General features: G+C 58.4%; 36 protein-coding genes. 20 read left to right on the top strand and 16 right to left on the bottom strand.

The window, feature by feature from the left end; genetic code table 11:
• Positions 1–16: 16 nt before the first annotated feature.
• From HYP802_RS0114575 to HYP802_RS0114565, 3 genes are all read right to left on the bottom strand, one after another.
• On the bottom strand, positions 17–205 hold the full coding sequence (locus tag HYP802_RS0114575; protein ID WP_024276042.1) for a hypothetical protein: 189 nt from the start codon (positions 203–205) through the stop codon (positions 17–19).
• 106 nt (positions 206–311) lie between these two features.
• Positions 312–617 carry a hypothetical protein gene (locus tag HYP802_RS0114570; protein WP_013948111.1) on the bottom strand — a complete coding sequence of 102 codons (306 nt, stop codon included), beginning with the start codon at positions 615–617 and terminating at the stop codon, positions 312–314.
• Positions 618–845: 228 nt separating this feature from the next.
• Positions 846–1,655, bottom strand: a complete 810-nt coding sequence (locus tag HYP802_RS0114565; RefSeq protein ID WP_024276041.1) for a helix-turn-helix domain-containing protein — start codon at positions 1,653–1,655, stop codon at positions 846–848.
• 86 nt (positions 1,656–1,741) lie between these two features.
• On the opposite strand from HYP802_RS0114565, the gene HYP802_RS0114560 reads away from it, so the two are divergent.
• From HYP802_RS0114560 to HYP802_RS22420, 5 genes are all read left to right on the top strand, one after another.
• On the top strand, positions 1,742–2,515 hold the full coding sequence (locus HYP802_RS0114560) for a class I SAM-dependent methyltransferase (RefSeq protein ID WP_024276040.1): 774 nt from the start codon (positions 1,742–1,744) through the stop codon (positions 2,513–2,515).
• Positions 2,516–2,679: 164 nt separating this feature from the next.
• Complete coding sequence (locus HYP802_RS0114555) at positions 2,680–3,924, top strand: nucleoside transporter C-terminal domain-containing protein (protein WP_013948107.1); 1,245 nt, start codon at positions 2,680–2,682, stop codon at positions 3,922–3,924.
• A gap of 153 nt (positions 3,925–4,077) precedes the next feature.
• Entirely contained in the window at positions 4,078–4,296 is a 219-nt protein-coding gene (locus tag HYP802_RS22425) for a hypothetical protein (protein WP_013948106.1), read from the top strand.
• A gap of 72 nt (positions 4,297–4,368) precedes the next feature.
• On the top strand, positions 4,369–4,653 hold the full coding sequence (locus HYP802_RS0114545; protein ID WP_013948105.1) for a hypothetical protein: 285 nt from the start codon (positions 4,369–4,371) through the stop codon (positions 4,651–4,653).
• Between the two features lie 299 nt (positions 4,654–4,952).
• Positions 4,953–5,732: an alpha-ketoglutarate-dependent dioxygenase AlkB gene (locus tag HYP802_RS22420; protein WP_013948103.1), complete on the top strand. Its 780-nt coding sequence runs from the start codon at positions 4,953–4,955 to the stop codon at positions 5,730–5,732.
• A gap of 14 nt (positions 5,733–5,746) precedes the next feature.
• Here HYP802_RS22420 and HYP802_RS0114535 read toward each other — a convergent pair whose 3' ends face one another.
• The 4 genes from HYP802_RS0114535 to HYP802_RS0114520 form a co-directional block, all read right to left on the bottom strand.
• Entirely contained in the window at positions 5,747–6,079 is a 333-nt protein-coding gene (locus HYP802_RS0114535; protein ID WP_013948102.1) for a hypothetical protein, read from the bottom strand.
• Positions 6,080–6,107: 28 nt separating this feature from the next.
• Entirely contained in the window at positions 6,108–6,587 is a 480-nt protein-coding gene (locus HYP802_RS0114530) for a hypothetical protein (protein WP_013948101.1), read from the bottom strand.
• Between the two features lie 15 nt (positions 6,588–6,602).
• The gene (locus HYP802_RS0114525; RefSeq protein WP_245261500.1) at positions 6,603–6,818 is read right to left on the bottom strand and encodes a hypothetical protein; all 216 of its coding nucleotides are present in this window, start codon (positions 6,816–6,818) and stop codon (positions 6,603–6,605) included.
• Between the two features lie 149 nt (positions 6,819–6,967).
• A complete protein-coding gene (locus HYP802_RS0114520; RefSeq protein ID WP_013948099.1) occupies positions 6,968–7,225 on the bottom strand; it encodes a hypothetical protein in 258 nt (85 codons plus the stop codon).
• A gap of 291 nt (positions 7,226–7,516) precedes the next feature.
• Between HYP802_RS0114520 and HYP802_RS0114515 the strand changes: the two genes are divergently transcribed.
• The gene (locus HYP802_RS0114515) at positions 7,517–7,816 is read left to right on the top strand and encodes a hypothetical protein (RefSeq protein ID WP_013948098.1); all 300 of its coding nucleotides are present in this window, start codon (positions 7,517–7,519) and stop codon (positions 7,814–7,816) included.
• A 35-nt stretch (positions 7,817–7,851) separates the two neighbouring features.
• On the opposite strand, the gene yghU is transcribed toward HYP802_RS0114515, so the two are convergent.
• Both yghU and HYP802_RS0114505 read right to left on the bottom strand, forming a co-directional pair.
• Positions 7,852–8,721 carry a glutathione-dependent disulfide-bond oxidoreductase gene (gene yghU, locus HYP802_RS0114510; RefSeq protein WP_024276035.1) on the bottom strand — a complete coding sequence of 290 codons (870 nt, stop codon included), beginning with the start codon at positions 8,719–8,721 and terminating at the stop codon, positions 7,852–7,854.
• A 233-nt stretch (positions 8,722–8,954) separates the two neighbouring features.
• Positions 8,955–9,410 carry a hypothetical protein gene (locus HYP802_RS0114505; protein WP_013948096.1) on the bottom strand — a complete coding sequence of 152 codons (456 nt, stop codon included), beginning with the start codon at positions 9,408–9,410 and terminating at the stop codon, positions 8,955–8,957.
• 204 nt (positions 9,411–9,614) lie between these two features.
• On the opposite strand from HYP802_RS0114505, the gene HYP802_RS0114500 reads away from it, so the two are divergent.
• From HYP802_RS0114500 to HYP802_RS0114490, 3 genes are all read left to right on the top strand, one after another.
• Entirely contained in the window at positions 9,615–10,991 is a 1,377-nt protein-coding gene (locus HYP802_RS0114500; RefSeq protein WP_013948095.1) for a sensor histidine kinase, read from the top strand.
• On the top strand, positions 10,988–11,647 hold the full coding sequence (locus HYP802_RS0114495) for a response regulator transcription factor (RefSeq protein WP_013948094.1): 660 nt from the start codon (positions 10,988–10,990) through the stop codon (positions 11,645–11,647). The genes HYP802_RS0114500 and HYP802_RS0114495 overlap by 4 nt, the downstream gene beginning before the upstream one ends.
• 245 nt (positions 11,648–11,892) lie before the next feature.
• A complete protein-coding gene (locus HYP802_RS0114490) occupies positions 11,893–12,246 on the top strand; it encodes a hypothetical protein (RefSeq protein ID WP_013948093.1) in 354 nt (117 codons plus the stop codon).
• 87 nt (positions 12,247–12,333) lie between these two features.
• On the opposite strand, the gene HYP802_RS0114485 is transcribed toward HYP802_RS0114490, so the two are convergent.
• Positions 12,334–12,519 carry a hypothetical protein gene (locus HYP802_RS0114485; RefSeq protein ID WP_013948092.1) on the bottom strand — a complete coding sequence of 62 codons (186 nt, stop codon included), beginning with the start codon at positions 12,517–12,519 and terminating at the stop codon, positions 12,334–12,336.
• An 88-nt stretch (positions 12,520–12,607) separates the two neighbouring features.
• Positions 12,608–12,958, bottom strand: a complete 351-nt coding sequence (locus HYP802_RS0114480; RefSeq protein ID WP_013948091.1) for a hypothetical protein — start codon at positions 12,956–12,958, stop codon at positions 12,608–12,610.
• Positions 12,959–13,212: 254 nt separating this feature from the next.
• On the opposite strand from HYP802_RS0114480, the gene HYP802_RS0114475 reads away from it, so the two are divergent.
• The 9 genes from HYP802_RS0114475 (at position 13,213) to HYP802_RS0114430 (ending at position 18,447) form a co-directional block, all read left to right on the top strand.
• Positions 13,213–13,440: a hypothetical protein gene (locus HYP802_RS0114475; protein WP_155831240.1), complete on the top strand. Its 228-nt coding sequence runs from the start codon at positions 13,213–13,215 to the stop codon at positions 13,438–13,440.
• 243 nt (positions 13,441–13,683) lie between these two features.
• Positions 13,684–14,013, top strand: a complete 330-nt coding sequence (locus HYP802_RS0114470) for a hypothetical protein (protein WP_013948089.1) — start codon at positions 13,684–13,686, stop codon at positions 14,011–14,013.
• 155 nt (positions 14,014–14,168) lie between these two features.
• Positions 14,169–14,411 (top strand): PsiF family protein, encoded by a 243-nt coding sequence (locus HYP802_RS0114465; RefSeq protein WP_013948088.1) that lies wholly within the window; start codon positions 14,169–14,171, stop codon positions 14,409–14,411.
• Between the two features lie 106 nt (positions 14,412–14,517).
• The gene (locus HYP802_RS22415) at positions 14,518–14,952 is read left to right on the top strand and encodes a low affinity iron permease family protein (protein ID WP_013948087.1); all 435 of its coding nucleotides are present in this window, start codon (positions 14,518–14,520) and stop codon (positions 14,950–14,952) included.
• A gap of 96 nt (positions 14,953–15,048) precedes the next feature.
• Entirely contained in the window at positions 15,049–15,411 is a 363-nt protein-coding gene (locus HYP802_RS0114455; protein ID WP_013948086.1) for a PRC-barrel domain-containing protein, read from the top strand.
• A gap of 133 nt (positions 15,412–15,544) precedes the next feature.
• Positions 15,545–15,805, top strand: coding sequence for a hypothetical protein (locus tag HYP802_RS0114450; protein WP_244421020.1), 261 nt, complete (start codon positions 15,545–15,547; stop codon positions 15,803–15,805).
• 478 nt (positions 15,806–16,283) lie between these two features.
• Positions 16,284–16,478, top strand: coding sequence for a hypothetical protein (locus tag HYP802_RS0114440; RefSeq protein WP_013948082.1), 195 nt, complete (start codon positions 16,284–16,286; stop codon positions 16,476–16,478).
• A gap of 319 nt (positions 16,479–16,797) precedes the next feature.
• Positions 16,798–17,748, top strand: a complete 951-nt coding sequence (locus HYP802_RS0114435) for a patatin-like phospholipase family protein (RefSeq protein ID WP_013948080.1) — start codon at positions 16,798–16,800, stop codon at positions 17,746–17,748.
• Positions 17,749–17,919: 171 nt separating this feature from the next.
• On the top strand, positions 17,920–18,447 hold the full coding sequence (locus HYP802_RS0114430) for an HD domain-containing protein (RefSeq protein WP_013948079.1): 528 nt from the start codon (positions 17,920–17,922) through the stop codon (positions 18,445–18,447).
• Positions 18,448–18,489: 42 nt separating this feature from the next.
• On the opposite strand, the gene HYP802_RS22410 is transcribed toward HYP802_RS0114430, so the two are convergent.
• From HYP802_RS22410 to HYP802_RS0114410, 3 genes are all read right to left on the bottom strand, one after another.
• The gene (locus tag HYP802_RS22410) at positions 18,490–19,602 is read right to left on the bottom strand and encodes a mechanosensitive ion channel domain-containing protein (protein WP_024276030.1); all 1,113 of its coding nucleotides are present in this window, start codon (positions 19,600–19,602) and stop codon (positions 18,490–18,492) included.
• Positions 19,603–19,870: 268 nt separating this feature from the next.
• Positions 19,871–20,050: a hypothetical protein gene (locus HYP802_RS0114420; RefSeq protein WP_013948077.1), complete on the bottom strand. Its 180-nt coding sequence runs from the start codon at positions 20,048–20,050 to the stop codon at positions 19,871–19,873.
• A gap of 372 nt (positions 20,051–20,422) precedes the next feature.
• Positions 20,423–20,863: a hypothetical protein gene (locus HYP802_RS0114410; protein ID WP_013948075.1), complete on the bottom strand. Its 441-nt coding sequence runs from the start codon at positions 20,861–20,863 to the stop codon at positions 20,423–20,425.
• A gap of 466 nt (positions 20,864–21,329) precedes the next feature.
• Here HYP802_RS0114410 and HYP802_RS0114405 point away from each other — a divergent pair, with 466 nt between their 5' ends.
• Positions 21,330–21,527, top strand: coding sequence for a CsbD family protein (locus tag HYP802_RS0114405; protein ID WP_013948074.1), 198 nt, complete (start codon positions 21,330–21,332; stop codon positions 21,525–21,527).
• 110 nt (positions 21,528–21,637) lie between these two features.
• A complete protein-coding gene (locus HYP802_RS0114400; RefSeq protein WP_013948073.1) occupies positions 21,638–21,997 on the top strand; it encodes a hypothetical protein in 360 nt (119 codons plus the stop codon).
• A gap of 14 nt (positions 21,998–22,011) precedes the next feature.
• Here HYP802_RS0114400 and HYP802_RS0114395 read toward each other — a convergent pair whose 3' ends face one another.
• Positions 22,012–22,689 (bottom strand): UdgX family uracil-DNA binding protein, encoded by a 678-nt coding sequence (locus HYP802_RS0114395; RefSeq protein ID WP_013948072.1) that lies wholly within the window; start codon positions 22,687–22,689, stop codon positions 22,012–22,014.
• Positions 22,690–22,829: 140 nt separating this feature from the next.
• Positions 22,830–24,158, bottom strand: coding sequence for an ammonium transporter (locus HYP802_RS0114390; RefSeq protein ID WP_013948071.1), 1,329 nt, complete (start codon positions 24,156–24,158; stop codon positions 22,830–22,832).
• Between the last annotated feature and the right edge of the window lie 133 nt (positions 24,159–24,291).

The raw sequence follows: 24,291 nt of genomic DNA, 5'->3' as shown, positions 1-24,291 counted from the left end.
CCTGCCAAACAGCAATTCAACCGGTTACAGGCAGCTTTTTGGTGATTGCCGGTGGCTCGCTCAGCTGTCCGGCTATCTCGCTGATCGTCAATTCCTCGAAATCGCCCAGCAGCACGTCCGATAACGAATGAGCAATCCTGCCCGGCAAAATCTGTTGGCGTCGCTCTGGGTCGAAAACAGCGAGGCCCAACGCGATGAATGTCATCGCTGGCCTGCAACCATCTTTCGACCCAGTCGACGAAGCATCCCTAAAACGGATCGACTCCGTCTTCCAATGCCACGCTATTCTTCGTTTGCGCTAAGCAGCGGCGTCACAGCGGGGAGCACAGCCAAGCGCCTAAGCAGGCCTTGGGCGTCGTCACTTTGCATGCGATCTGCGAGGAATGACATGTCGTCATGCCAGAGCCATCATCGCATTTCGTGTGGACCGGGCCCTTGCCCACGCGGCCTTGCCCATAGATGACATTTGCAAGCCCGTGCGTCGAGAAGAGGTAGGCGATATCGTGAGTCATAGCTTCGCCGACCGCTCCGACCTTGACGCAATTACCAGCCTGGGCTGTTGCCGAAAGTGCGCTGAAGGCCACCGCGGCGGCCAAGCCGAGTTTCAAAGAACGCATTTGCCCCTCCAAAATTAGTTTATCCCGTTCACGAAACTAGATGAGCTTTGCTCTCGGCGACAGAACCGGGCTGACGCATGCCGGGTTATACGGAAAGAAAATTGGAAAGCGTGCCGCATTTGCCACCCATCCTGCGGCTTGGAGTGCTCAGCGCGAACAATCCGTAATCATCCGGAATAAAGTCTCATATGAGCCGTTGCAGGGGTTCCTTCTTCTGCATCCGGGAACTTAATCGGCCTTCTCAAGGTAACGTTGGCGAAACTGAGCAGGCCCTTCGCCAGCAATTTGCCCAAACGCCTTTGCAAAAGCGCTCAGCGACGAATAACCGACTTCGATCGCGACATCGCTCACCCGTCGTCCGCGAATCAAAAGCCCCATGGCCATCTGAATTCGCGCCTGCGCAAGCCAAGCTTGCCAAGTCATGCTGGTTTCTCGCGCGAACGATCGACGAAAAGTGCGTTCCGACTGCGCGGCGATTGCTACGGCCTTCGATAGCGAAACAGTGCTGAGATCAGCCAAGGCATAGTCCATAGCGCGGCGGATAGATGGATGTTGAGCGCTGGGCAAGAACAGCGGAAGTTCGCTTTCCAGCCATTCACCGCACAGCAGCGCTAATGTGCGTAAGAAGCTGTCAGCCAGCGGATCGCTCTCGCTGGCGCCGAGCGGCCAACGAACCGCATGCAAGATCATTCCCTGCATCAAGCGGCTCCCGATCAAAATTCGCACATGCCGCGTCTCGTCTTCGATGGCATCCGGCGAAAAATACAGGGAGGCAACGCCACCCGTAACCATGGAGCGATGCAGGGTTTCTGCGGGAATCCATGCCGCGCGGCCTTGCGGAAGGATATGACGCCCGCGTCCCGTCTCAATCTGCGCAGGACCGCCCGCCGCGTAGATTAATTGATGATAGTCGTGTGCGTGCCAATCGTAGAGAACGTCGCGCGCCGCATCGACGAAAGCAAAGCCGACGCCGGACGGCCTGTCGAGACCATAGGCGTGAAGGGCGTTTCGGGTTTCAAGGGCATTGAGAGTCTGCATGGCCGATTTTCGCTCTTATCTGGCCGGTGATCGTTAGCCGGTCCGATCGCTCGTGGCTATCATCCTGTTCGAACAGAGAGGATGATATGAGCACCGCCAGCCATAACCAACGTATCGTCGACCAGTTCACCCGCTGGGCGAAGCCGTTTTCTGAGCTTCCCATTCACGCCGAGAGCGGAGCGATGACGCGTACGCTTGAGGCTTGTGCCTTGAAGTCGGAATTGGACGTTCTCGACGTCGCTTGCGGCCCGGGCATTCTTGCCTGCGCCTTGGCACCCCATGTGCGCACCGTAACCGGCATCGACATAACGGCCGCCATGATCGAGCAGGCGCGGGCGCGGCAGATGAAGGCCGGGCTGCAAAATCTCGAATGGCATATCGGTGATGCGGCTGCACTGCCCTTCGAGACAGGCAGCTTTGATCGAGTGACGACGCGTTACAGCTTTCATCACATGCCCGAACCTGCTGCCGCGCTCGCGGAAATGAAGCGCGTATGCCGTCCCAACGGACGCATCATTGTCATCGACGCGACACCTTCACCAGAAACGCAGTTTGCCTACGACGAAATGGAGCGGCTGCGTGATCCCTCTCACGCAAGTGCATTGACCTTGGATCAACTCCGTGAAATCGGCAGGGAGGCTGGGCTTGGCGAAGTTGTCATCGATGCCTATCGTCTCGAAGCTCAGCTCGACACACTGACTGAAGCATCCGATATGCCTGCACTTACCACGATGTTCGATGCAGACATCGCGTCGGGCAAGGATCATATTGGCGTTGCAGCCTGGCACAGCCCGACCGGCATACGGTTCCACTTCCCCATTTCGATCATTGCATGGGAGCCGCGGAGCGTGGGCGAATGAGCCGTAGGCAGTTCCGTCGGCGCGTCGCCCGCTCGATCTAGGGCAATTCTCCATAGTCCGTCAGCCGGCAGGCAACACCATCGCAGCGCCAAAGCAACGCGGGACGCCGCTCCCGCGCCCCGCTAAATTGCTTGGCAGGATGGGCATGAGGGGGAAGTGCCGAAATGAACGTGCTGCACGGCGTTTGCGGGCTTGCGGGCCTGTTGCTGATCGCATGGATTTTCAGCGAGAACCGTTGGCGGGTGCCGCTGCGTGTCGTCATCGCCGGGGTCGCCTTGCAGATCGCTTTGGCGTTTCTTTTCACCAAATTCCCGCCGGCAACGAAAGCATTCCTGCTGCTGAATGACGGCGTCACGGCGCTTCAGCAAGCGACCGACACGGGAACGGCATTGGTTTTCGGCTATCTCGGCGGCGGCGCCACGCCTTTCGTTGAAACGCATCCGGAAGCGAGCTTTGTACTGGCGTTTCGCGCCTTTCCGCTTGTTCTGGTGATCAGCGCCATCGCTTCGGTGCTGCTGTATTGGGGCATTCTGCAGCGTATCGTCGGCGCGCTCGCATTCGCGTTGCGCCGAACCCTTGGGATCGGTGGCGCACTCGCGCTTGGCGGCGCGGTGCATATTTTCGTCGGAATGGTGGAAGCCCCGCTGCTCGTGCGGCCCTACCTCAAGACGATGTCGCGCGGTGAGCTTTTCGCGCTGATGAGTTGCGGCATGGCTGGCATTGCCGGGACCATGATGGTCATCTACGCGGCGTTGCTGGGCTCCGTCATCCCGGACTCGCTCGGTCAGATTCTGATTGCCTCGATTATCAGCACGCCGGCTGCTCTCGCCATCGCGGCATTGATGGTTCCCTTCGTTCCGGATCCAAAGGAAGCGAGCGAGCTTTCGCTGTCGGATCCGCCGCACAGCACGATGGAAGCGATCGTCCGCGGAACGATCGACGGTATCGGCATCGTCGCGACGATCATCGCCATGCTGATCGTGCTCGTCGCTCTCGTCAGCCTTGTGAACCTTGCGCTTGGCCTACTGCCGTATTCCGGCACGCCACTTACGTTGCAGCAGTTGTTTGCCTATGCGTTCTGGCCGCTGCTCTGGCTGATCGGCATCCCCGTCGCGGACCTTTCGACGGCATCTCTACTGATGGGCACGAAGACCGTGCTGAACGAATTCGTCGCCTATCTCAACCTCTCGAAGTTGCCGCCAGACGCTCTGAGCCCGCGCACGCGCCTGATGATGACCTATGCGCTTTGCGGCTTCGCCAATTTTGGCAGTCTTGGAATTCTTGTTGGCGGCATGACGACGATGGCGCCCGAGCGGAAAAACGACATCATTTCGCTCGGTGCGCGCTCCATCCTTTCCGGCACGCTCGCGACCATGATGAGCGCAGCCGTCGTCGGAATGATCAACTGACGCGCCGCTGGCCTCGTATTTTCTTAAGAAAACATGCATTTCATGCGGCGTATTCGAAAAATATAGCAGCACGGGTACTGGGAACCGCCGTTTCGGTCACTACGTTCTCTGTCGGCGTGGGCAGGGGGCTGCCTGCTTCGAGGGATGTTCCCGATGAGGACACACGGATATTCGGCCGAAGAGTTGTCGCGTTTTTATGCCGTCTTGGATCGCGCCGTGCGCGAAGCCGCAGAGCGCGAAATCGAACTCTCCATTCCCACCATGGTGCAGCGCCTGTTCTTTGCCGCAGACCACGGCGAACGCGAAGCCGATAGGCTCATTGCAGCCATATTTGGGGATGCGGTAACGGTTAGTTGTGCGTCCGCTGCATAATCAAAAAATTGTTCCGCGTTGCGAAACAAATTCGCCGCTCGCGCGTATCTGTTTCGATGATGGGGGTCATTCATGGCATTACATCCAATGGGGTACGAGCTGACGCAGCGGGCCATTCGCATAACCTATCAGCGTGCGATTGATGCATACACTGTTGAAAGCGCGGTTCGTTATCACAGCGAACTCGTCGATCTTCTCGCGATCGAGGCGATGATCGTCAGAATGAGCGACCAGAACGAGACCGCGAAAAAGGCGGCGATCGACGACATTACCGCCTGCGCCAGTTATCATCGGGACGTCGTTGATCGGCTGACGGACATCATCGAATCGAAGCGGCAGCTGAGTTGGCGCCCCTGACGCCAAGCAAAGTCGGAGCTGGGGACGATGTTTTCCAGCCATCGTCTTGATGCGCACATTCTGTATGCTGTTGATAAATTCCGCCTCCGGCTTGCCTCGAATCGCTCACAAGCGGACGTTCCGTACCGTCTCCCATCATTGGCAAATTTTGGTGAGATCTACACCCCGGCAGCAGCCCTCGCTCGTCCGGGGTGTCCTTTTTGGAATTGCCGCGCTCCGCTGGCGCGTCACCACCGGGAAATAGTCCAAAAAATTTGCTTGGCTCTCGGAACCCGGGAGCCCTGAGAGCGTCGTTGCTCATGCCACGGTTGGCGTTCCCCCGCGCCGTCCCCCAAATCGTGGCCGACCCGAACACCCCGGCTTCCCCCGCGCCGGGGTGTTCCCTCTCTACGTCTGGCGCGATTTTCTCCCAAACGAGCGGGATGAGCAGCGGTGCATTGCATCTCTACGCGCGAGCACCCAATTTGCCCATCATGCCTTCCGATTGCATTTCTCAGCCTGATTTGTTTGGCCCGCACACCTTGCCGGGACTTCGCTATCGCGACGACTTTCTGTCCGAGGAAGAAGAGAGCAATCTCATTCGCCACATCGATGCCGAGGACCTCGCGCCATTTCGCTTTCAGCAGTGGACCGGCAAGCGCCTCACGGCGACCTTCGGCTGGAGCTACGATTTTGAAACGGGCAGGTTCGGCCCCACGCGGCCACTGCCAGAATTTCTCACGCCGGTACGCGAACGCGCCGCGCAGTTCGCCGGGCTGGCCGCCAGCCGTCTGGAACAGGCGCTTCTGATCCGTTACGACGCCGGCGCGGAGATCGGTTGGCACCGCGATCGCCCGGTCTTCGAGGAGGTCATCGGGATTTCGCTTGGATCGCCTGCGCCGATGCGTTTTCGGCAGCGGCTCGAAAAAGGCTTTCGGCGAAATACCGTACCGCTCGCGCCTCGTTCGATCTATCTGCTGTCCGGCGAAGCACGGTACGAGTGGGAGCACAGCATCGACGCGCTGCCTGAGGCGCGATGGTCGATTACCTTTCGGACGCTATCGGAAAAAGGCCGGGCAAAAAGCTCCCGGCCTGAGTAACTCCTTATGATTGTTTAGAAGCGCCGCTGCGCGGCATCGATGAGATCCGAAATATATCTCTTCGCGCGCCCCTCGATCTGCGCCGGCGAATAGCCTTCCTCACGCAGACGAGCGCGTAATTTCTGGACGGTATCGACAGCGCCCGAGCGAGCCATATCCACGGCCCGATCGAAAGACGCAAACTTCTGGGGATGCGTGCGCCGGTATTGCCAGATTACTGCGCCGACAGCGAAGCCGATCGCGCCGGCCGCGATAAGCGCAACAGCCGGTTTGTTCAGACCGCCGTCTTCCGTGTTTGCAGTTTCGTCGTTTGCATTTTCATCCGGCGTATCGTGTGCATACGTCATCTTGAAATCACTCTCTCTGGTTAAAAGATCACGAGGATTGCGGCTGCTGCTGAGATCGGTCACCGCCGTCGGAAAAGCTGAAAACATAAAGTCCAGCGGCGACCGCCAGAACCAGCGGCCAATTCTTTGTTGCGGTCCTGAGCAACGCGGGCAGCAGGATAGGTGCGGCCGTAGAGACAATGCCCATCAGCTGTTCGTTATCGAAAAACGATTTGGTGGCGTCGACCGGTTCTTCGCTTGCTGCCGCCTCCGGCTCCTCGTCCATAAGCGGCGACGAGCTGCGGAGTTTGACGACAATCGCAATGATGCCGCCGAGAACAACGAAAGCTGCGGCAACGATGAGATTGCCAATCTCCGCGCCGTACGTCCGGTTGACGTAGATCGACAAGCTCGCCGCGCCAAAGCCAAGCGCGACGATGAACGGAATGGTAATCAAAATCCGATTGCCAAGATCGGCAATCGCATTGTCAACGCTGGCCTCAGCTCTCTCGAACAGGCTTGCAAACATAGACGCGCTCCGAGCTTAGGCTTTCCAAATGGCGCCAAGAATGAAACCTGCGGCGACAGCCATGCCGAGCGTCGTCAATGGTTGCTCCGCGACGGATTTATCGACTGCGTTCGAAAAATTTTTCGCGACTTTCTGCATACCATCGCCAAGCTCGACGCCCTTCGACGCGAGCCGTTCGCCCGTATCCTGTAGATTGGCCGCGGTCCGTTCGAGCGAATCCATGGCGCGCATACCGGCGTCCACCGCTTTATCGGTTAAATCGTGGGAAGCTGATCTTACGTTTTCCGAAGTCTCTGAACTGGCCATGCCGTTCCTCCCGAAACCAAAACGATTTGGAACGCCAACGCCTCCCGGCGATCGTTTGTTCCGGGGCAATACCTTCAGGACGCTAGGCGATAGGGCGCATGCCGATCATCGTGGGGATCGTCGTGACGGCGGCGCGCTTCCTCGATCTCATAAAGGCGGTTCAATCGCTCGAGGATCGGAATGGAGGTCGTCCAATCCATGTCGTCCTGCAAGATGCGTTTGAGATCTTCGGCCGCCCGTTCGGCGAAAATTTCGACCCAATGCGCCGGCTCCGCAGAACTGTGCGGCAACGGGTCGAGGGACCTACGCAAACTCGAATTTTTATCGCTCATTGACGGGTAATGCCGTCTACGGACGGAGGTTCCCGGACGGCACCGGCGGCGTCCGCCACGCTGCGATAAGTCAATGGCCGGAAACGAACATTCCGATCTTATAAATTCTCGTAACCGAAGCTGCGTAGTTCTGATACGGCGCGCCTTTCGACCTCCCGGCCAGGCTGTCTCTTTCTGAAGCGCACCTTCGCAGGCCGGTAACCGCCCCACGAAATAGCCGCGCCAAGACACCCTCCGGCAAGCTTCGTCAGGCACATTCGCGGCGATGAATGCGGAAAGGCGGAGATTGCCATGAAATGGCTCGTGACCGTAGCGGTTGCCTGCACGATGTTTGCCGGAGCGGCAGCGGCCGGCGAGATGGATGGTCGTCGCCCTGGCGGCCCGGGTGGCGGCGGGCAGAACCCCTGGAGCCAAAACTCTGGCGTCTTTGTCGATGTGCCCTGGTCGGCGATCAACAATGGCAACAATTCCGGCATTCCGCCGCGCAGCGACTATGAGATCCACTGTCGCGACGTCCGTCACAGCTGCTTCGATCAGTTTGGCGTGAGCGAGCCGGGCTATGGCCAGTGCATGGCAAGCCGCGGCTGCTGATGCTGTAAACCCTTCCGGGCGCGCAGCACGTCCGTTTACGCCACCACTTTATCTTGCGTTTTCGTCTCGAAATCGCTGGCGTCGTGGCGCTCGCGCAATTGCTGATTGAGCGGCCCGGAAATGCGATTGACCATGCGTCCGCGTTTGACGGCAGGACGTTCCGCGATGGTATTCGCCCAGCGGTTGACGTTGGTGTAGTCCTGAACCTGCAGGAACTCGGCCACACCATAGAGATCACCGCGGACAAGATTGCCGTACCATGGCCAGATCGCGATATCTGCAATCGAGTAGTCGTGCCCTGCCATGAAGGCATGTGCCGCGAGATGGCGCTCCAGGACGTCGAGCTGTCGCTTGGTCTCCATCGCGAAACGATTGATCGCATATTCGATCTTGATCGGCGCATAGCTGTAGAAGTGACCGAGGCCGCCGCCGAGATAGGGTGCGCTACCCATCTGCCAGAACAGCCAGTTCAGCGCTTCTGTGCGCGCATCTGGATCGGGAGGCAGCAGCGCGCCGAATTTTTCCGCAAGATAAAGAAGAATGGCGCCCGACTCGAAGACACGTCGCGGCTTAGGCCCACTGCGATCCATGAGAGCTGGAATTTTCGAGTTCGGATTGACCTCGACGAAGCCGCTGCCGAACTGATCGCCCTTGTCGATGCGGATCAGCCAAGCATCGTACTCAGCGCCTTTATGGCCGAGCGCAAGCAGCTCTTCGAGCATGATCGTGACCTTCTGGCCATTCGGCGTCGCGAGCGAATAAAGCTGCAGCGGATGCCGTCCGATCGGAAGCTCCTTGTCGTGCGTCGCTCCGGCGATCGGACGATTGATGTTGGCGAATTGCCCACCGCTTGGTGCTTCCCAAGTCCAGATTTTCGGCGGGGTATAATCGGATGAGTTTGTCATGGCTGGGATTCTTGGATTGAAGGACATGGCGCCGCTTCGGTCGTAACAAGTGGACTGGAAGCCGCTTCATGCGCCGGAGCGCACCCAACATGACCCTTATCATCCATTGGCACCAGCCGCACGCCGAGACGACAAGCGCGTCGTTTTGCAACGCCGCCCGCCCCGGCGCCGGCATGTAGGCCGGACATCCGGAGCGGGTACGCATTTGTCCGCTTAAGCGGACACCAGCAGCGTTATGCTGCTTTCTGCCATTTCGCGGGTCCCTGGGCCTTGAGCTGTTCTTCGAAATCGCCCACGCCGAATGGCAGAACCGGCTGCAGTTGGTCGTCGAGAAAGACGAACAGAACGTCCTCGGCGTTTCGGAAGCTGAAAAACACGATCACGTCGTCCTCGCCGCCGCCTTCGAGATGCGGATCGCCATTGGCGACGCCGACGACATAACTGCCGACGGGGCGGATTTCTTTCATGTCGCCGTTCGGTTTGTAGAACCTCAGCTCTCCCTGCAGCACCAGCGTGATGTAGGGCACCTTGTGCTGGTGAAGCATTATTCTCGACTGCGCACCGAACTTGAAAATGGCGTCGACGATGCCGTTTTTGCGGTCGACATTGTAGACGTAGAACCAGAGGTCATCGAAACCCTCAAGTTGCCGCCAAGCAATATTGCTGTCATCGAATGTGTTGCCGGACACGACGTTCCTCCGTTGTTTCAGGATGATGTCTGGGCGCAATACAGCGTCCTGAACGGAACATCGGCTAGCAAGCCAGCGCCGACTACGGCGAAAAGCCCAGCGGCCGCCGGGCAAATTTCCCGACGAAGCAAGCCGGCGCTTCACGCGCTGTCGGCGTCCCGATAGATTGTGCGCAGCTTGAGACCGCTATCGCCGGAGTTTGCAATGACGCTGAAGTGGCTGCTCGTTCGCCGGATCACGCTGGTCGCGATAGCCTGTCTTTTCGCCGGATCGCTCATCGCCATCTATCGCGTGGCGAGCATCGCAAAGCACCAGAATGAAGAGCTGGCGCAATCCGTCAGCCGGCAACTCAATCTGCAACTCCTTCGGATCGACACGATGCTCGACATTCCGAAGAGATTTCCCGATTGGGACTTGGTCACCAGCTACGCTCTTCAGCCGGGACAGTGTGTGCAGCTGTTGAAGCAGGACGGGTCGGAATGGAGAACGAGCTGTTCCGGCGTTGACACGGTTTCGAACCCGTCGCCGCAATGGTTCATCGATGCGTACAGATCTCTCGTCGGTGGTGAGACGCGGGTATCTCGTCCGGTTTCATATCGCAACAAAGTTGCGGGCAGCGTGGTCGCAACCTTCAATCCTGCCGCGATTGCCGGCGAGACATGGCATACCATTGCGCCGGTATTCAGCTTCTCGGCTCTACTCGTCGCCCTGCTTTGCTTCGTCACGTACTACGTGATCGAGCGCGCACTGCGCCCCACGACGGTAATTCTAGACCGCATCAATCGCCTGGCGAAGGGCGATCTTTCCAGCCAGTTGCCGTCCTTCCGTGTCGTCGAAATCAATCGCATCAGCGAAGTCTTCAATGCGCTCGTCGCCGACCTCAAGCGCGCGTCGTCGGAGCGTGCCGAGCTTGCGCGCCGTCTGGTCGACGCTCAGGAACAGCAGCGTCGCCACATAGCGCGCGAGCTTCATGACGAAATCGCGCAGAAGCTCAGCGCGCTAAATGCCCTTGCCGCCTGTCTCAGAATAGCGGTGCAACACGACGCGACGAAGCTCGAAGGCGAGGCGAGGGCGTTGGAAGACATGGCTTCGAGCCTGATGATCTCTCTGCGCAAAACCTTGACGTATCTTCGTCCGCAGGAAATCGACGATCTCGGATTGCTTCCGAGCCTGGAAGGCCTTGTGGCCGCTTATAACACGGAGGCAAAAGGCCGGACGCGCTATACCATTGAGACGAGTGGCGACGTTGAAGACCTCAATTCCGAGACCAGAGCACACGTATATCGGATCATCCAAGAAGCCTTGAACAACGCTGCCAAACACGCCAATGCGCAAAACGTCAAGGTAACGCTCAACCAGTTTCGCAATGCGGCTGGCGAGAAAATCGAACTGGCGGTGACAGACGACGGCATCGGGTCGACGCCCGACGTCAAACAGAAAACGTTTGCCGGATCGGGATTGATCGGCATGCGCGAACGCGTGCTCGCGTTGAGCGGATCGTTGGATGCCGGGCCGCTTGAGCAGGGAGGCTTCGGGCTACATGTGCAGTTCCCGTCGCACGCGCATGGGAGCGCCGCATGAGAAATATCCGTGTGCTGCTGGTCGATGACCACGCCGTGGTCCGCGAAGGCTATCGGCGTCTGATCGAAAAGCATGACGGCATGGAAGTTGTCGCCGAGGCCGGCGATGCCTCGTCCGGATATGCAGCCTTCAAGGCCGCGAAACCGGACGTGGTCATCGCCGATATCTCTATGCCGGGTCGTGGGGGTATCGATCTCGTACGCCAGATCCGTCAGCTCGATCCGCATGCCCGCGTTTTGATGTTCACGATGCATGCCGACGCAACTTATGCGCAGCAGACATTCCGGGCCGGTGCGCGGGGCTACATCACCAAGAGCAGCGCGCCGGATGTGCTGATCAATGCGATCCGCAGCGTCTACGCGGGTAAGCCGGCGCTGTGCGATGAGATCAATCGCATCATCGCCGAGAGCCGCGTGATGGATGACGTCTCGCCGATCGATGCCTTGACTCCCCGCGAGTTCGAGATCCTCCGCATGATCCTCGACGCCAAGGCGACGGATGAGATCGCGAACGCTTTCAATCTCAGTCCGAAGACGATTGCAAATCATCACTACACGATCAAATCGAAGCTCGGCGTACAGTCCGATATCGAGCTCGTCTACCTTTGCATGAAGCACGGATTGATCGCATCGGTGTTGGCTTCGACATCGATTTAGCCGCAATTTTCGGGAATTTTTTCACTTTGCGGAGTGGTGCGATGCAATGACGAATGTTCGCGTGTCGAGCGAACTTCCGCTTGCATGAACTCTGTGCAACTGCCTACATGCTCGGCACCGGGGCTTATTCAAAATATTGTCAGCTACGTTGCCCCGCTGCGTTGCTGTCATCCTGGGACTGCTTGGCCGTAAAGGCTTGGCTCCACGCGGAAAGCGCGACCGTATCGCGCCGCAAGGTACCCACTATGACGTCACTTCAAGACCTTTCTATTTTGATCGTCGACCCGAATGGCGAAGCAGCGTTTGGACTACGGCAGTCGTTTATTGCTGCGGGTGCGAAAGCACACGTCGTCGAGAGCCTTGCATTCGCAGAGCGTCTTCTCGATGCAAAAAATATAGACGCTGTGGTGCTGCCGTATTCGCAGGATCCGCAGACGATCGGCTTCTGCCGCATGCTCTCTGTGCGCAATATTCCGTCCGTCTTTACGTCAGAGCCACCTGCGCGCTATCCGACGCGTCAGCAGATGTCAGGCGCGATCATCGCCGTCAAAGGCCTGATCGACGAGAGTGGTCTGCAGACTTACCACTCCATCAATTGACATCGCAAAAAAAAGCCGAGCGCGGAGTGCGCTCGGCGTCGTCTTTCAGCTATCGCACAAACCGACACGTGGGCGCGCGAAGGTTGACTAGTCTTCCGCGTCCTCGTCGGGGACGGCCTCGTTCTCGTCTTCCCGTTCATCGTCAGAATCGTCATCGTCGCCCGGATAGGATGGTGCTTCCAAAGGCTCGCCGGGCATCTGCACGGGCACCGGCGAGGGCTCGTCCGGATCGAATTCTTCCGGCTCGACGACTTGCTGCTTCCGCTTGTCCATTGTCTCTCCTCGCTCTCGAAAACGCCTTACCTGAAATATTGTGCGTTCTGGGATTAGATCCAGTGGGCCGGCATACGCGTCCTTTGAGTTACGTCAGACGCACCAGCATCGTGTCAGGACCTCCGATGTCGGAAACGATCTTAGTGGCAAACGCATCGTCTCCGCCGACAACGATATAGGCGAATTTCAGCGCCTTGGCTTTTGCCGCTTCGGCGCCGGCGCCAGGCGTCAATTCGTGAAAGACAGAGCGGTTGAACATACCGTCGTCCAAGATCTCCGCGATCGCCGGACAGGCGTAATAATAATACTCCCGCTGCTGCTCGATCGTGTCGATGAAGATCGACCCGAGTGCCTCCATAATGGCGCGCCGATTGCGATAGGTCGGGCTACAGGCAACAAGGATGCGCAGTGCGCTCGGGGGGGACTTGTGACGGCTCATGTTAAACAATTCCGCGATGTTGTCGGAACTCGAACGCGCCTCGAACCATTTTGCGCATGGCCTATGACAGGCATGAGCGTACTGATCACGAGGTGCGGCGAACGCACATAGCGGCCAAGCCAGTGATTAGGCGAGTGAAAAAATGCTGTCAGCGGGACGCCACGGTGTCGCGCGGCCTGCATACGCTGTGGCTCATGCTCAAAACGACAAGAAGGTCTGACGAAAGTAGGATACCCAAGCCAAGGAGCATCGCAGTGGATAGTCGCATTTCACAATTGGAGCGCGCATTCGAGCTTGCAAGCTCGGGCCGTTGTGCCTCGGTCGCGGACATCAAGCGCAAGTTGCGTGAAGAAGGTTATATGGACGACCAAGTGGAAGGGCCGTCTCTGTTTAGCCAACTGAACACTCTCATGAAAAAATCGAATGGCCACGCGTCGCGCAACGCGGCCCGTCCGTCGAGTTCGGGTTCGAGCGCAGCTTGAGCAATTCCCCATAAGTCTGGACGCACCCCGATCCCTGCCAATCGGGGTGCTCCATTCCGCTACGGCCTTTTGGGGCAGTCGCACTGAGGGATCGTGCGTGCCGTAGCCCCGGCTTTACCAACTGCGGTGGTTTCGGTTCCATCAGCGTGAAAGCAAGCGCTTCTGGACGGGTGTCTTGAGGACACAACGGGGAACTCCCAGCGAGCGCGGGCCGTTGCCTCATCTTCAGGAAGAGGTGGGTATATGGAAAGTTTCTCAATGGTGCAGGCAGGGCGATGGTTGTTTGGTGCCATTTCGATTTGCTGTCTCGCAGCAGCTGTGACCGCTGCGGAGGCACAAACAACGGAGCCCACGCCGTCTCAAAAACCAGACTCTCAAAAACCGGGCCTGGCAAAGCAATCCGGCGATGTCCCGCTGAGTAAGAAGCTCGATAGGAATGACGGCGTAATCAAGCCGCCCCACGGCATTGATCCTGAAATTCATCAGGCACCCCCGGCGAGCACCGGCGATAAAATGCCGGTCATCATCCCGCCGGGCGAGCCGGGAGGCGATCAAAGCGTCCAACCCAAATAATGCCGCGCACGGATCATGCCGCGTCCCTTTACTTTTCGGTAAGCTCGTCGATCGCGAATTGGCAATCTTCGAAGAGAATGTTGGCATATCATTCGTCTACAAACGAAGGCTGTAACCGCCCTTCGCGAAGGTCGAAAAAATGGAGAGTAGATGCGATGAAAATTGTTCTTGCAGCTTTGATCAGCCTTGGCCTCTGCAGCGCGGCAATGGCCGATGCAACATGTAGTGCAACCGCGAAAGAAAAGAAGCTCGCCGGTGCCGCGCTGAAAAGTTTTATGACGAAATGCACGAAAGACGCGAATACGAAGTGCACCGCTGACGCGAAAGGCAAGAAACTTCACGGTGCAGCCGAGACAAGCTTCACCAAGAAATGCGTACGCGACGCTACAGGCGCGTGACACGGAACCGGACAAGCAAGTAGCGCGTTCTCGGCTTCAAAGAACAGCAGCGGCGTGCTTTGGACTCAAGTAAGAGGCGCGCTGCTTTCCGGTGGTCTGCGCAAAAATGAGCGATGTTAGCCCTCAAGTCATCGGCGATATGTCGAAGTCCAGCGGATGCGAGCAGCAGCAGTCGTGGAAGAAAAAACTGCTCTGCTGGTTCACGGAGTTTGCCGGCTGGTCGGCACTTCTTATCGGATCGGCGTCGGCCTTCGTCGTTGCGACATTATCCGTGATTGTTTGGGCTGCCACCGGCCCGCTTTTTCATTATTCCGATACCTGGCAGCTCATCATAAATACCGGAACGACGTTGGTGACGTTCCTGGCCGTCTTTCTCATTCAACACAGCCAGAACAGAGACGGCAAGGCCATCCAACTCAAGCTCGACGAACTCATTCGTAGCACGCAGAAGGCGCGCAATCGGCTGATCGACCTTGAGCATTGCACTGATGAAGAGATCGAGCATCTTCAGCAAGAATTTGCCCGGCGCAGAAATTCGTAAGCTTCGCAAGATCGCGCACATCCTCGGGCGGCGGAACCGTGGGCTGCACGTGGCGTTCCACGGCAGTACGGGGTCGAAACGGAAAGGATGTCGACCATGCAAGCCGAAAACAGATTTCTTAACACCACCGAGGTGCCCGGCACGTCTGTCTACGACGGCAGTCATGCCGAGATCGGCGCTGTCGATGATCTCATCGTCGACACGATGACGGGAAAGGTACGCTATGCCGTATTGAGCTTCGGCGGATTTCTCGGGCTCGGAAAAAGCCAATACGTCATTCCGTGGACCGCGCTGAAATGGGATTCGGATCTCGATGGCTATGTGACGGGCATTACCGAAGAGCAGCTTCAATCTTCGCCCAATCTCGATCCGCTTTCGCTGCGCAATCGCGAGGCGGAGACGCGCCTGCATGAAGCCTATGGTGCGCCTGGCTATTGGGAGCTGGAGCCGAGGGGATAAAACCACGCTCTACGGAAGTCTAATCGCGCAGCCGTGAAGGGAGTTCGGGCGCTCTGTCGCAGAGCGAAACTCAACCGCATGGCTGCGCGTTCTTATCATCGATCTTCGCAGGAGAACGATGATGCATCCCGCAATGGCAGTTTGGATTTGGTCGGTAGCCATGCTGCGCGCATGGCAATCATCGATGTGGGAAGGCGGCAATTTAGGTCTGTCGCTGGATACCGCGCCAGCAACGATACAGCCTCGTACGCGTATCGCGAATTATGACATTCGCCTCGTCCCGGCGAATGATTATCTGCATTTTGAGGTCGCCGAAAAGCCGCTTCCCGATGTCCTGCTGGATCGGCTGGCCGATCTCTATTGGGCGGAACGCGACGCGGAACTCGCGATCTGAGGGTGAGCCCTGTCACTGGGAAGGCTTTGGCCTGTTACCGGTTCGCTCATCCTTATGGTCGACCTCAGCCAACCGCTTAAGCCGCTGCATTAGAGCGTCGGGTAGCTCTTGGACATCATTTGAGAACAATTTTCTCAATCGCACCGCTACCTGTCGCTCGAAATGAAACATCCAGTCATCGATATCTCGCACGCGCCCATCCAATCTTTTTTAATCCGTGTTTGCATTCGTAACGTATACGTTGGAATGCTGTTCCTGGCGCTTTGGACGCACGACGAAGCGAGCGCGCAGAAGGGCGCAAACCTCTTGCGCACCTCGACGCTCGGCGTTTGCCTTCGACCGGCGTTTTGCGCTGTTTGAACGAAGCGCTGCTGCGGATTGTTTGGTTAACATCATGAAATAGAACGTTACGCTGTCGTCACCCGACCGCCGCATTCCCCTTCGACAACACTCGCAAACGTGCAAAGCGGGGTGCGTGATGGACAAGGACAAAGCGGCAGAGCGGATCGTTCACGGCTTAAATCTCATTCGCGGTGAAGCGGCGCGTCTCGATACCGCCCGGGCGGAGGGCAGATCGTTCGAGGCGAAGCTCGCTCTTAAGACGATCAAAGACGAGTGCTTCCATCTACGGCAATTTTTGTACGAGCTTCGCGAGGACGGCCGGCTCGATTGATCGAGCAGACGAGCTGCACCGCGATAATATGCGGCCGTGCGCAGGCAATGGCTCTCGGCTACGTCAGAGCATCCCAATGAGATCGGTCGAAACCCCGAGTACCCTGCCATCGGCAAGACGCAGCATGACTATAATTTAATGGCCGCAGAGCTACGGAGGGACAGCAAAGGGCGCCCCAATAAACCTGCCTCAGGGCCCGATATCGTCCATTTGCGATAATCCGCGAGTATGATTGCGCGCCTTGCCCATATCGAACAAAGTAGGGGCTACGTGCGTTGTGACAATGGCCGTTACGGGTCACGGCGAGAGGTGGTTTCCCATGTCGAAGCAGAAATTCGCGCTGGCCTTGGGCGGTGGAGCCGCACGGGGCTGGGCGCATATCGGTATTTTGCGAGGCTTGGCGGAGGCTGGGTTAGAGCCCGAAATCGTCGTCGGTACATCGATTGGCGCCATTGTCGGCGGTCACTATGCGTCAGGACGTCTCGACACGCTGGAGGAATTTGCCCGAAGCCTTACCCGTCGGCGGGTGTTCAGCTTTCTTGATCTGAGCGTTTCCGGATCGGGCCTTATCGCGGGGCAACGCCTGTTCGACCGCTTCGACGATCATTTGCGCGGATACAAGATCGAAGATCTCCCAACGCGCTTTGCTGCAATTGCGACGGATCTGTCGTCCGGGCAGGAAGTGTGGTTGCGTCGCGGCAACGTGATCGACGCGGTTCGTGCTTCGTCGGCAATTCCGGGCATCGTGAAGCCGGTCAACATCAATGGCCGTTGGCTGGTCGACGGCTGTCTCGTCAACCCGATTCCGGTCTCGGTGTGCCGCGCACTGGGCGCGCGCGTCGTCATCGGGGTCAACCTGACGACGGAGTTTGGACGCGGTGGCATTTCGATTGGCGACGACGATGACGAGATTTCAGAGGAGGTCATCGTCGATGAGGCGCCCATCACGCGCTGGAATGGCCGCGGCGCGTTCCAGCTTCTGCACCGTCAATTGTTCGGCCGCAGCGACGGCGCGCCGGGAATCACCTCGGTTATTCTGAACTCCTTCAGCATTTTCCATGATCGGATCTCTCGCGCGCGGCTGATGGGCGATCCGCCCGATCTGCTTGTTGCGCCGAACCTTGCCGATATCGGCGTTCTCGACTTCCACCGCGCTGATGAAATGATCGCGAGCGGGCGGGCAGCGATAGAACCACATATTCCAATGATTGAGAGTTATTTGAACGCTCCGCCTCCGGCATTGATCAACACCCGACTTTTTGCCGGTTGAGGCCAGGCCAGCAGTTTTTCAGCACGCATTCAACGGTGAATAGCGCCCCGTGCGTCCGTGTACGGCACATCGTCACGCATGGGAAACCGTTTTAGGCTCGCGCGCGTCTATGTCTCGTGGTTTTCTTCGGCCTTGGCTGCGTGGGCTTTCTCAGGAGAGAGCGGGCGTTTGATGACCGTAGTCGCAACCATTCAAGACGTCAGGGATTTCGCTCTCGCCAAGCACGAAGGGCAAACGCGCACGCACGACGGCAAGCCCTATATCGCACATTTGGACGGCGTTGCGTCGATCTTGAGAGAGCACGGATATACGGCGCCGGAAGTGATCGCAGCCGCGTTCCTGCACGATACGCTGGAGAAAACCGATACGACGCTCGAAGAGTTGATCGAGAAGTTTGGGATGGTCGTCGCCGAACTCGTATTCTGGCTGACCGATACGGAGCAGGGCAGCCGCGAGGCCCGTGCGTTGGAGGCGGCGTGGCGCCTTTCCCGCGCGCCCTGGGATGCGAAGCTCATCAAGCTGGCTGACATCATCGATAACGGTACAGCCATCATCATGTGCAATCCCGATTTCGGACCGACGTTCCTCGATGAGAAGAGGTTGCAATTGAAAAAGATGGCAGAGGTTGAAAGTAGCAGGCTGCTGCGCCTTCCGCTGTTCCAGAAGGCTGCCATCGTCACGGAATCTGCTTCCCTGTAAAATCCGCACACGGCGCGAATGCATCGCGCCCCGTCGAGACATTCAATTCGCGTGCACGCCGTTGGCCTCAGAAACACGCTGCCGGCGAACGGTGCCATCGGACATGCTGGCGCGTACGCGCGGCAGGGAGCCCGGCAGTTCCTCCTGCAGAAACGCAATCAGCTTCTCTCGAACTTCGCATCTAAGGTCCCACGCCGCAGGCGAAGTGCGTGCGCTGACGAGCGCTCGGAGTTCGACCGTTCCTTCCGTCGCGTCCGTCACCTGCAGATTGACGACCTGCCCGTCCCAGAGCGGCGACGCCTTGGCGATCTCCTTCAGTTTCTCGCGCACGCGATCGACCGGCACAGTGTAATCGGCGTGCACGAAAACCGTGCCGATGATTGATGCATTCTCGCGCGTCCAGTTTTGAAAGGGTTTCTCGATGAAATACGAGAGCGGCACCACCAGGCGCCGCCAATCCCAAAGCTTGATGACGACGAAGGCCGACGTGATCTCTTCGATCCATCCCCATTCACCTTCGACGACAACCGCATCATAGACGCGGATTGGTTGCGTCATGGCGATCTGGACGCCGGCGATGAGGTTGGCGAAAACCGGACGCGCCGCAAGCGCAACGACGAGACCTGCAACGCCGGCGGAGGCAAAGAGGCTGATGCCGTATTGCCGAACCGCTTCGAACGTCATCAATGCCGCGCCGACCGTTACGATGACGATAAGCGTCTCGGCCGCGCGCTGGAGTATGCGAACCTGCGTGTAATGCTTGCGGGCAAGCAGGTTGTCGTCAGCCAGCACGTCGAACCTGCGCAGATAGAAGTCCGCAGCGATCTTCGTTGCAATCAAGGCGACCCAGCCTGCGAGGATGATGAAAGCAAGACCGAGCGCCCTGCTGAAAAAGGACTGGACGCTGTCGCTGAGCTGCGCAACGGGAACGGCCAGCGAAACGATAATGATGATGAGCGCAAGCCTTGTCGCGCCCTTCGTGTTGGTGAAAACCGACCGCAGGTAAGGGTGATTGACGCCGATCCAGCGGCGCATCGTGGCAACCAGTGCGCTATGCAAGACGATAGCGACGGCGATCGCGCCGAGCGCCAATCCCACCGGCAAGAGCCAATCCGGCATCGCACCGAATTGGAAAGAAGTAACGGCTTGGAGCATAAATCTCCCCGCGGGCCAATTGCTGCTTTGCAGCGTAACGCCAAGGGAAGAGGAGAGTTTCGTCGTCCAGACGATGCCAAGCGGCAGGAGGGGGCCGAGACCTGCAGGCACCCGTATCGTGCCGGAATGTCGCAGGAACAATCGGCGGCGTGGGAACGTAATCCTGGTACCACGGCCCGCACCTTCCCCCCAGGTGCCGTCCCTCAAGCCGTGGCCAAACCCGCACACCCTGGCTTCCCCCCAGCCAGGGTGTTCTTTTTTCAAAGGATCAGCGGCGTTCCTGCTCGACCAGAGCCAAGCGTTTCAGCGGCTCAGCGATGATGTCGGGCAGAACCGTGAAATTCCGTTCTGAGGTGAAGAGTTTTCTCAGACGCGGCGCGGCGCGATCCTTGAACTCGAGCACCCAGTCGTCGTGTAAGGAACAGGTAACTTGTGCGAACTTGCCCATCGCGATCGTTCCTTCTCCTGCATTCAAATCCAACACGAGAAGAATACGCGAAAAGTGTTTCCAATCATTTGCCTGAAATTCGATTGATCTCGGCCCGGAATATCGAAAACGGCACCACTGTTAGGAATTCGGTGACGAGCGCCGGTCGCTCTGATAGGACACCCGCACTGATCCCGGCCGCGGCGGATGTCGCGCCGGAAATCATCGCATTTGAATGGAAGGATAAAACGATGCCAACGATGTCAGACAATCGTCGCCGACGCATTATTGCCCGTCAGCGCAAGCTGGAAAACTTGAAGAAGCGGACGGGGAAGATCGCGAAGAAAGAGCGTAACGCCTAAAGTGCGCACAACGCGGGGCGGTCGTCGCGCGTTACGGTTGCCACTTGAAAGTTTCGTTGCTTTCAAGAACGGCAGCAAGCCGCGCCACCGCCTCCGCATGTTGATTTAATCTGTCTTCCAGCGCCGCCATCATGTTGGACTTCACGGTTTGCGGCCATCGACGCGCATGAATGAGGTTGAGCTCGATTGAGAGCTCGGTGATGATCTCATTGTGCCAATAAAGTGCGTCCTCGACGGTATAAGCGTCCAGCGCATTTTCCACGCAGATTTCCAGATATTCGCTAGCTTTCATCATGTTCGCATCCGGCTCGTCGGAACGCAGGTTTGAAGACGTGTCGCGAAAAAAACCGCGCCGCAAGCGAAGCGCATGCAAAAGCGCGCCGCCTTTCATGTGGTCGACCAGCTTGCGGATCAGCCACGAAGGATGGGTGCTGCCAAATGCGGGCAGGGGATGATTGCCGTCCGCCGCCATCGCTGAGCCCTCCCTGAACATATTCTACGCCATGTGAGCGTTTCTCTTGGGCGATCCTCCGCCGTTCGAACGACGCGCCATCGCCGGCTTTTGTTCCATTCTTCGCGGAAGAATTTGGCTTATTTCCAACGAGCTGGCGAAAGGATCGATGCGAAGATCGGCTGGTGCTGCAACTTTCCTCTGACCCGCAGGTAATAAGAACGATATCTGGCGTTTTACGCTCGGTATCGCGAGCCCCAGAGACTATCTGTCTTCACAAACACCGCTCCGCGGATCCTCGATAGTCGTTGGAGTTCGATCCTGTGCCGGTCCACCCTCCCGGCGCGTGGCTTCGTCGAGCGGAGCCGTAAAAAGCCTCGGTTTTTGCCTCAAGCGAAGCCGAGGCTTTTTATTTTTGAACGCAGGCAACTGCGGAACCTCTCAATTCCGAGAGGCGTTGAAGCCGCACAACGACAGGAGGATAGTTATGAATTGGGATCGTATCGAAGGTAACTGGAAGCAGTTCAGTGGCAAGGTCAAAGAGAAGTGGGGACAATTGACCGACGATGATCTTGCCCAGGTGAACGGCAATCGCGAGCAGCTCGAAGGAATTCTCCAGAAGCGCTACGGGTATGCAAAAGACCAGGCCAAGCAGGAACTCGATCGCTGGTCGGATTCACTGTGACGCCGATATTAGCAGTCTTGCAATGGAAGGGCCCAAATTTTGGGCCTTTCTTTTTGGCTTCGGCGTCTAGAATGGGACCACAGACGATTCTGCGTCGGGGGACATCAGGCATGACCGAAACGTTTTACGCCGAAATTCTCACGCGTTCCGAGCAAGATCGCGCCAACGGACGGTTGGAAATCTCGCTGTGCAATGCGGCCGGGGACTGTCAGACGATTTCACTCAGTACCGATGCGGTCGCCGCTCTTGCATCGCTGATTGCTGACGCACAGCAACAGAGCGCGGCACTGACCAAAATCCCGGATAATTTTGCAGTCGGTCACGGTCGTCACGAACCGGTCGTCATGTTGCGCTTCGAGGATGACCCGGCCTACGGCCTGACGGCGGAACAAGCGTTTGGCCTTGGCGAAGCGCTGCTGGAAGAGGCCGAGACCGTCGCTACTAAGATGAAATACACGGTGCGCCAGTAGACGGCGTATATTCATCAGGTATGCCGGGCGACAAGCTTTCGCGCGCTTTTCAAATCATGCACGAAATCGGCGTAGGCTGACTCTTTCTCATCGTGATCGCGAATACGCAGGATCGAAGACGGATGCACGGTGATGAAGCCAGCCATCGTCCCGAAGTCTGCCGGTCCACGTGAGCGCCCGATAACCACGGGCGCACCGGCCAGCGCATATGCGGCAGTCCCGCCAAGCGCTACGACGAGATGCGGGTGGACGAAGTCCAGCTCCTTCATCAGCCACCAGCGATAGTGCTTCACTTCTCCCATCGTCGGCTTCTCGTGAAGGCGTCGCTTGCCGCGCTGCTGAAACTTGAAGTGCTTTACCGCATTCGTGACGTAAGATTGCGCGCGATCTATTCCGGCTTCACCGAGCGCTTTATCGAGCAGCTTGCCTGCCGGTCCGACGAACGGATGGCCTTCGAGATCTTCCTGGTCGCCCGGCTGTTCACCGACGAACGCAAGCGCTGCTCCAATCGGCCCCTCGCCGAAGACGGCGCGCGTTCCACCCTCGACCATTGGGCCAGCGGCCGCCATATCTTCGTTGAGTTCGGCGAGAGTGCGAGGCTCGTTCCCGACCGTAGGCTCAAAAAGATCGCCGGTCGAGGGACTCGGCGAAGCGCGCTTGCGCACAGACGGTTTGGAAGCTTCCTTCGGCATGGCGGGCTCAACGCGCAGATGAAAGGCGAGTTTAGTCCATCACGCGCCAACGGGCGATTGGTTCCCATCAAATGAAATGGGCGCCGGAACGTGGGGTTCCGGCGCCCTCGTCTGAGGCAAGTCAGGGAGCACTGCCAACCTCAGTCGTGGAAGGTCTCCCCATGGAGAGCGAGGTCGAGGCCTTCGGCCTCTTCGGCTTCGCTCACCCTCAAGCCAATCGTGTACTTGATGAGGAGAAGAATGATGAGGCTTACGACGCCGGACCAGACCAGCGTTATGGCAACGCCCTCGACCTGCAGCATCATCTGACCGGGATTGCCGTCGAGCAGCCCCGATTTGCCCGCGCCGCCGACCGACTGCACGGCATAGACGCCGGTCAGGATCGCGCCGAGGATGCCGCCAAGGCCGTGAACGCCCCAAACGTCGAGGGCATCGTCATATCCAAACATATGCTTGAAGCCGGTCACGCCCCAGTAGCAGACGACGCCCGCCGCAAGACCGATGATGAAAGCGCCGTTGACTGAGACGAAGCCGCAAGCCGGCGTGATCGCTACGAGGCCGGCGATAGCGCCGGAAATGGCGCCAAGCAGACTCGGTTTGCCTTTGACGACCCATTCGAGCAGCGTCCACGACACGAGCGCGGCGGCCGTTGCGAGATGCGTGTTGATCATCGTGATACCGGTCGAAGCGCCGGCGCTCAGCACCGAGCCGACGTTGAAGCCGAACCAGCCGACCCACAGCAGCGAGCCGCCGACCATCGTCAGCGCCAGGTTATGCGGCGCCATCTGAACGGTGCCGTAGCCCTTGCGCTTTCCGATCACGATTGCCGCGACGAGGCCCGCGATGGCCGAGTTGATGTGAACGACGGTGCCGCCCGCGAAGTCGAGAACGCCGGCGCCGCCGAGATAGCCGCCCGGTCCCCAGACCATGTGGGCAATCGGCACGTAAGCGAAGAGCAGCCAGAGCGACACGAAAATCATCGCGGCCGAGAACTTCATGCGGTCAGCCGGACCGCCCAAGGCGATGACTGGCGTGATGATCGCAAACGTGCCCTGGAACATGATGAAGAGAAATTCCGGGATGGTCGGCGCTGCCGGAGCCGGAGTATCCGGCGCAATGCCAGCGAGCATGACCTTCGAAAAACCGCCGAAGAACGCGTTGCCTTCCGTGAAGGCCAGCGAATAGCCGACGACGCACCAGATCACCGAAAGGATACCGGCTGCGAACGTGCACTGCATCAGAATGGCGAGGGCGTTTTTCTTGCGAACCATGCCGCCGTAGAAGAGCGCGAGGCCGGGAACGAGCATCGCCAGCACCAATACGGACGACGTCAGCATCCATGCGGTGTCGCCCGAGTTGATGGCCGGCGGCGGGGCGGCAGCCTGTGCGAGGACGGCCGCCGAAGACGCAAGGAGCATCGCGACGCTGAGAGCCGAGGCCCCCAGCGACGCCCGAATTCTTGAAGTCATTATGTATTCCCCCAAAACTAGGACACGATCATCGACTGCCGCTCGATAGGCAGGCGCAATCGACTGCATTCTCGGAGGGCATGAAAGTTTCCCGCAAGTAATGTGCCAAATGGCGCAGTGCAGCAAAAACAGG

The sequence above is a fragment of the Hyphomicrobium sp. 802 genome, assembly GCF_000526135.1.
Classification (GTDB): Bacteria; Pseudomonadota; Alphaproteobacteria; order Rhizobiales; family Hyphomicrobiaceae; genus Hyphomicrobium_B.
Note: the sequence above shows the minus strand (reverse complement) of the source record. Positions and strands in the feature narration are given on the sequence as shown.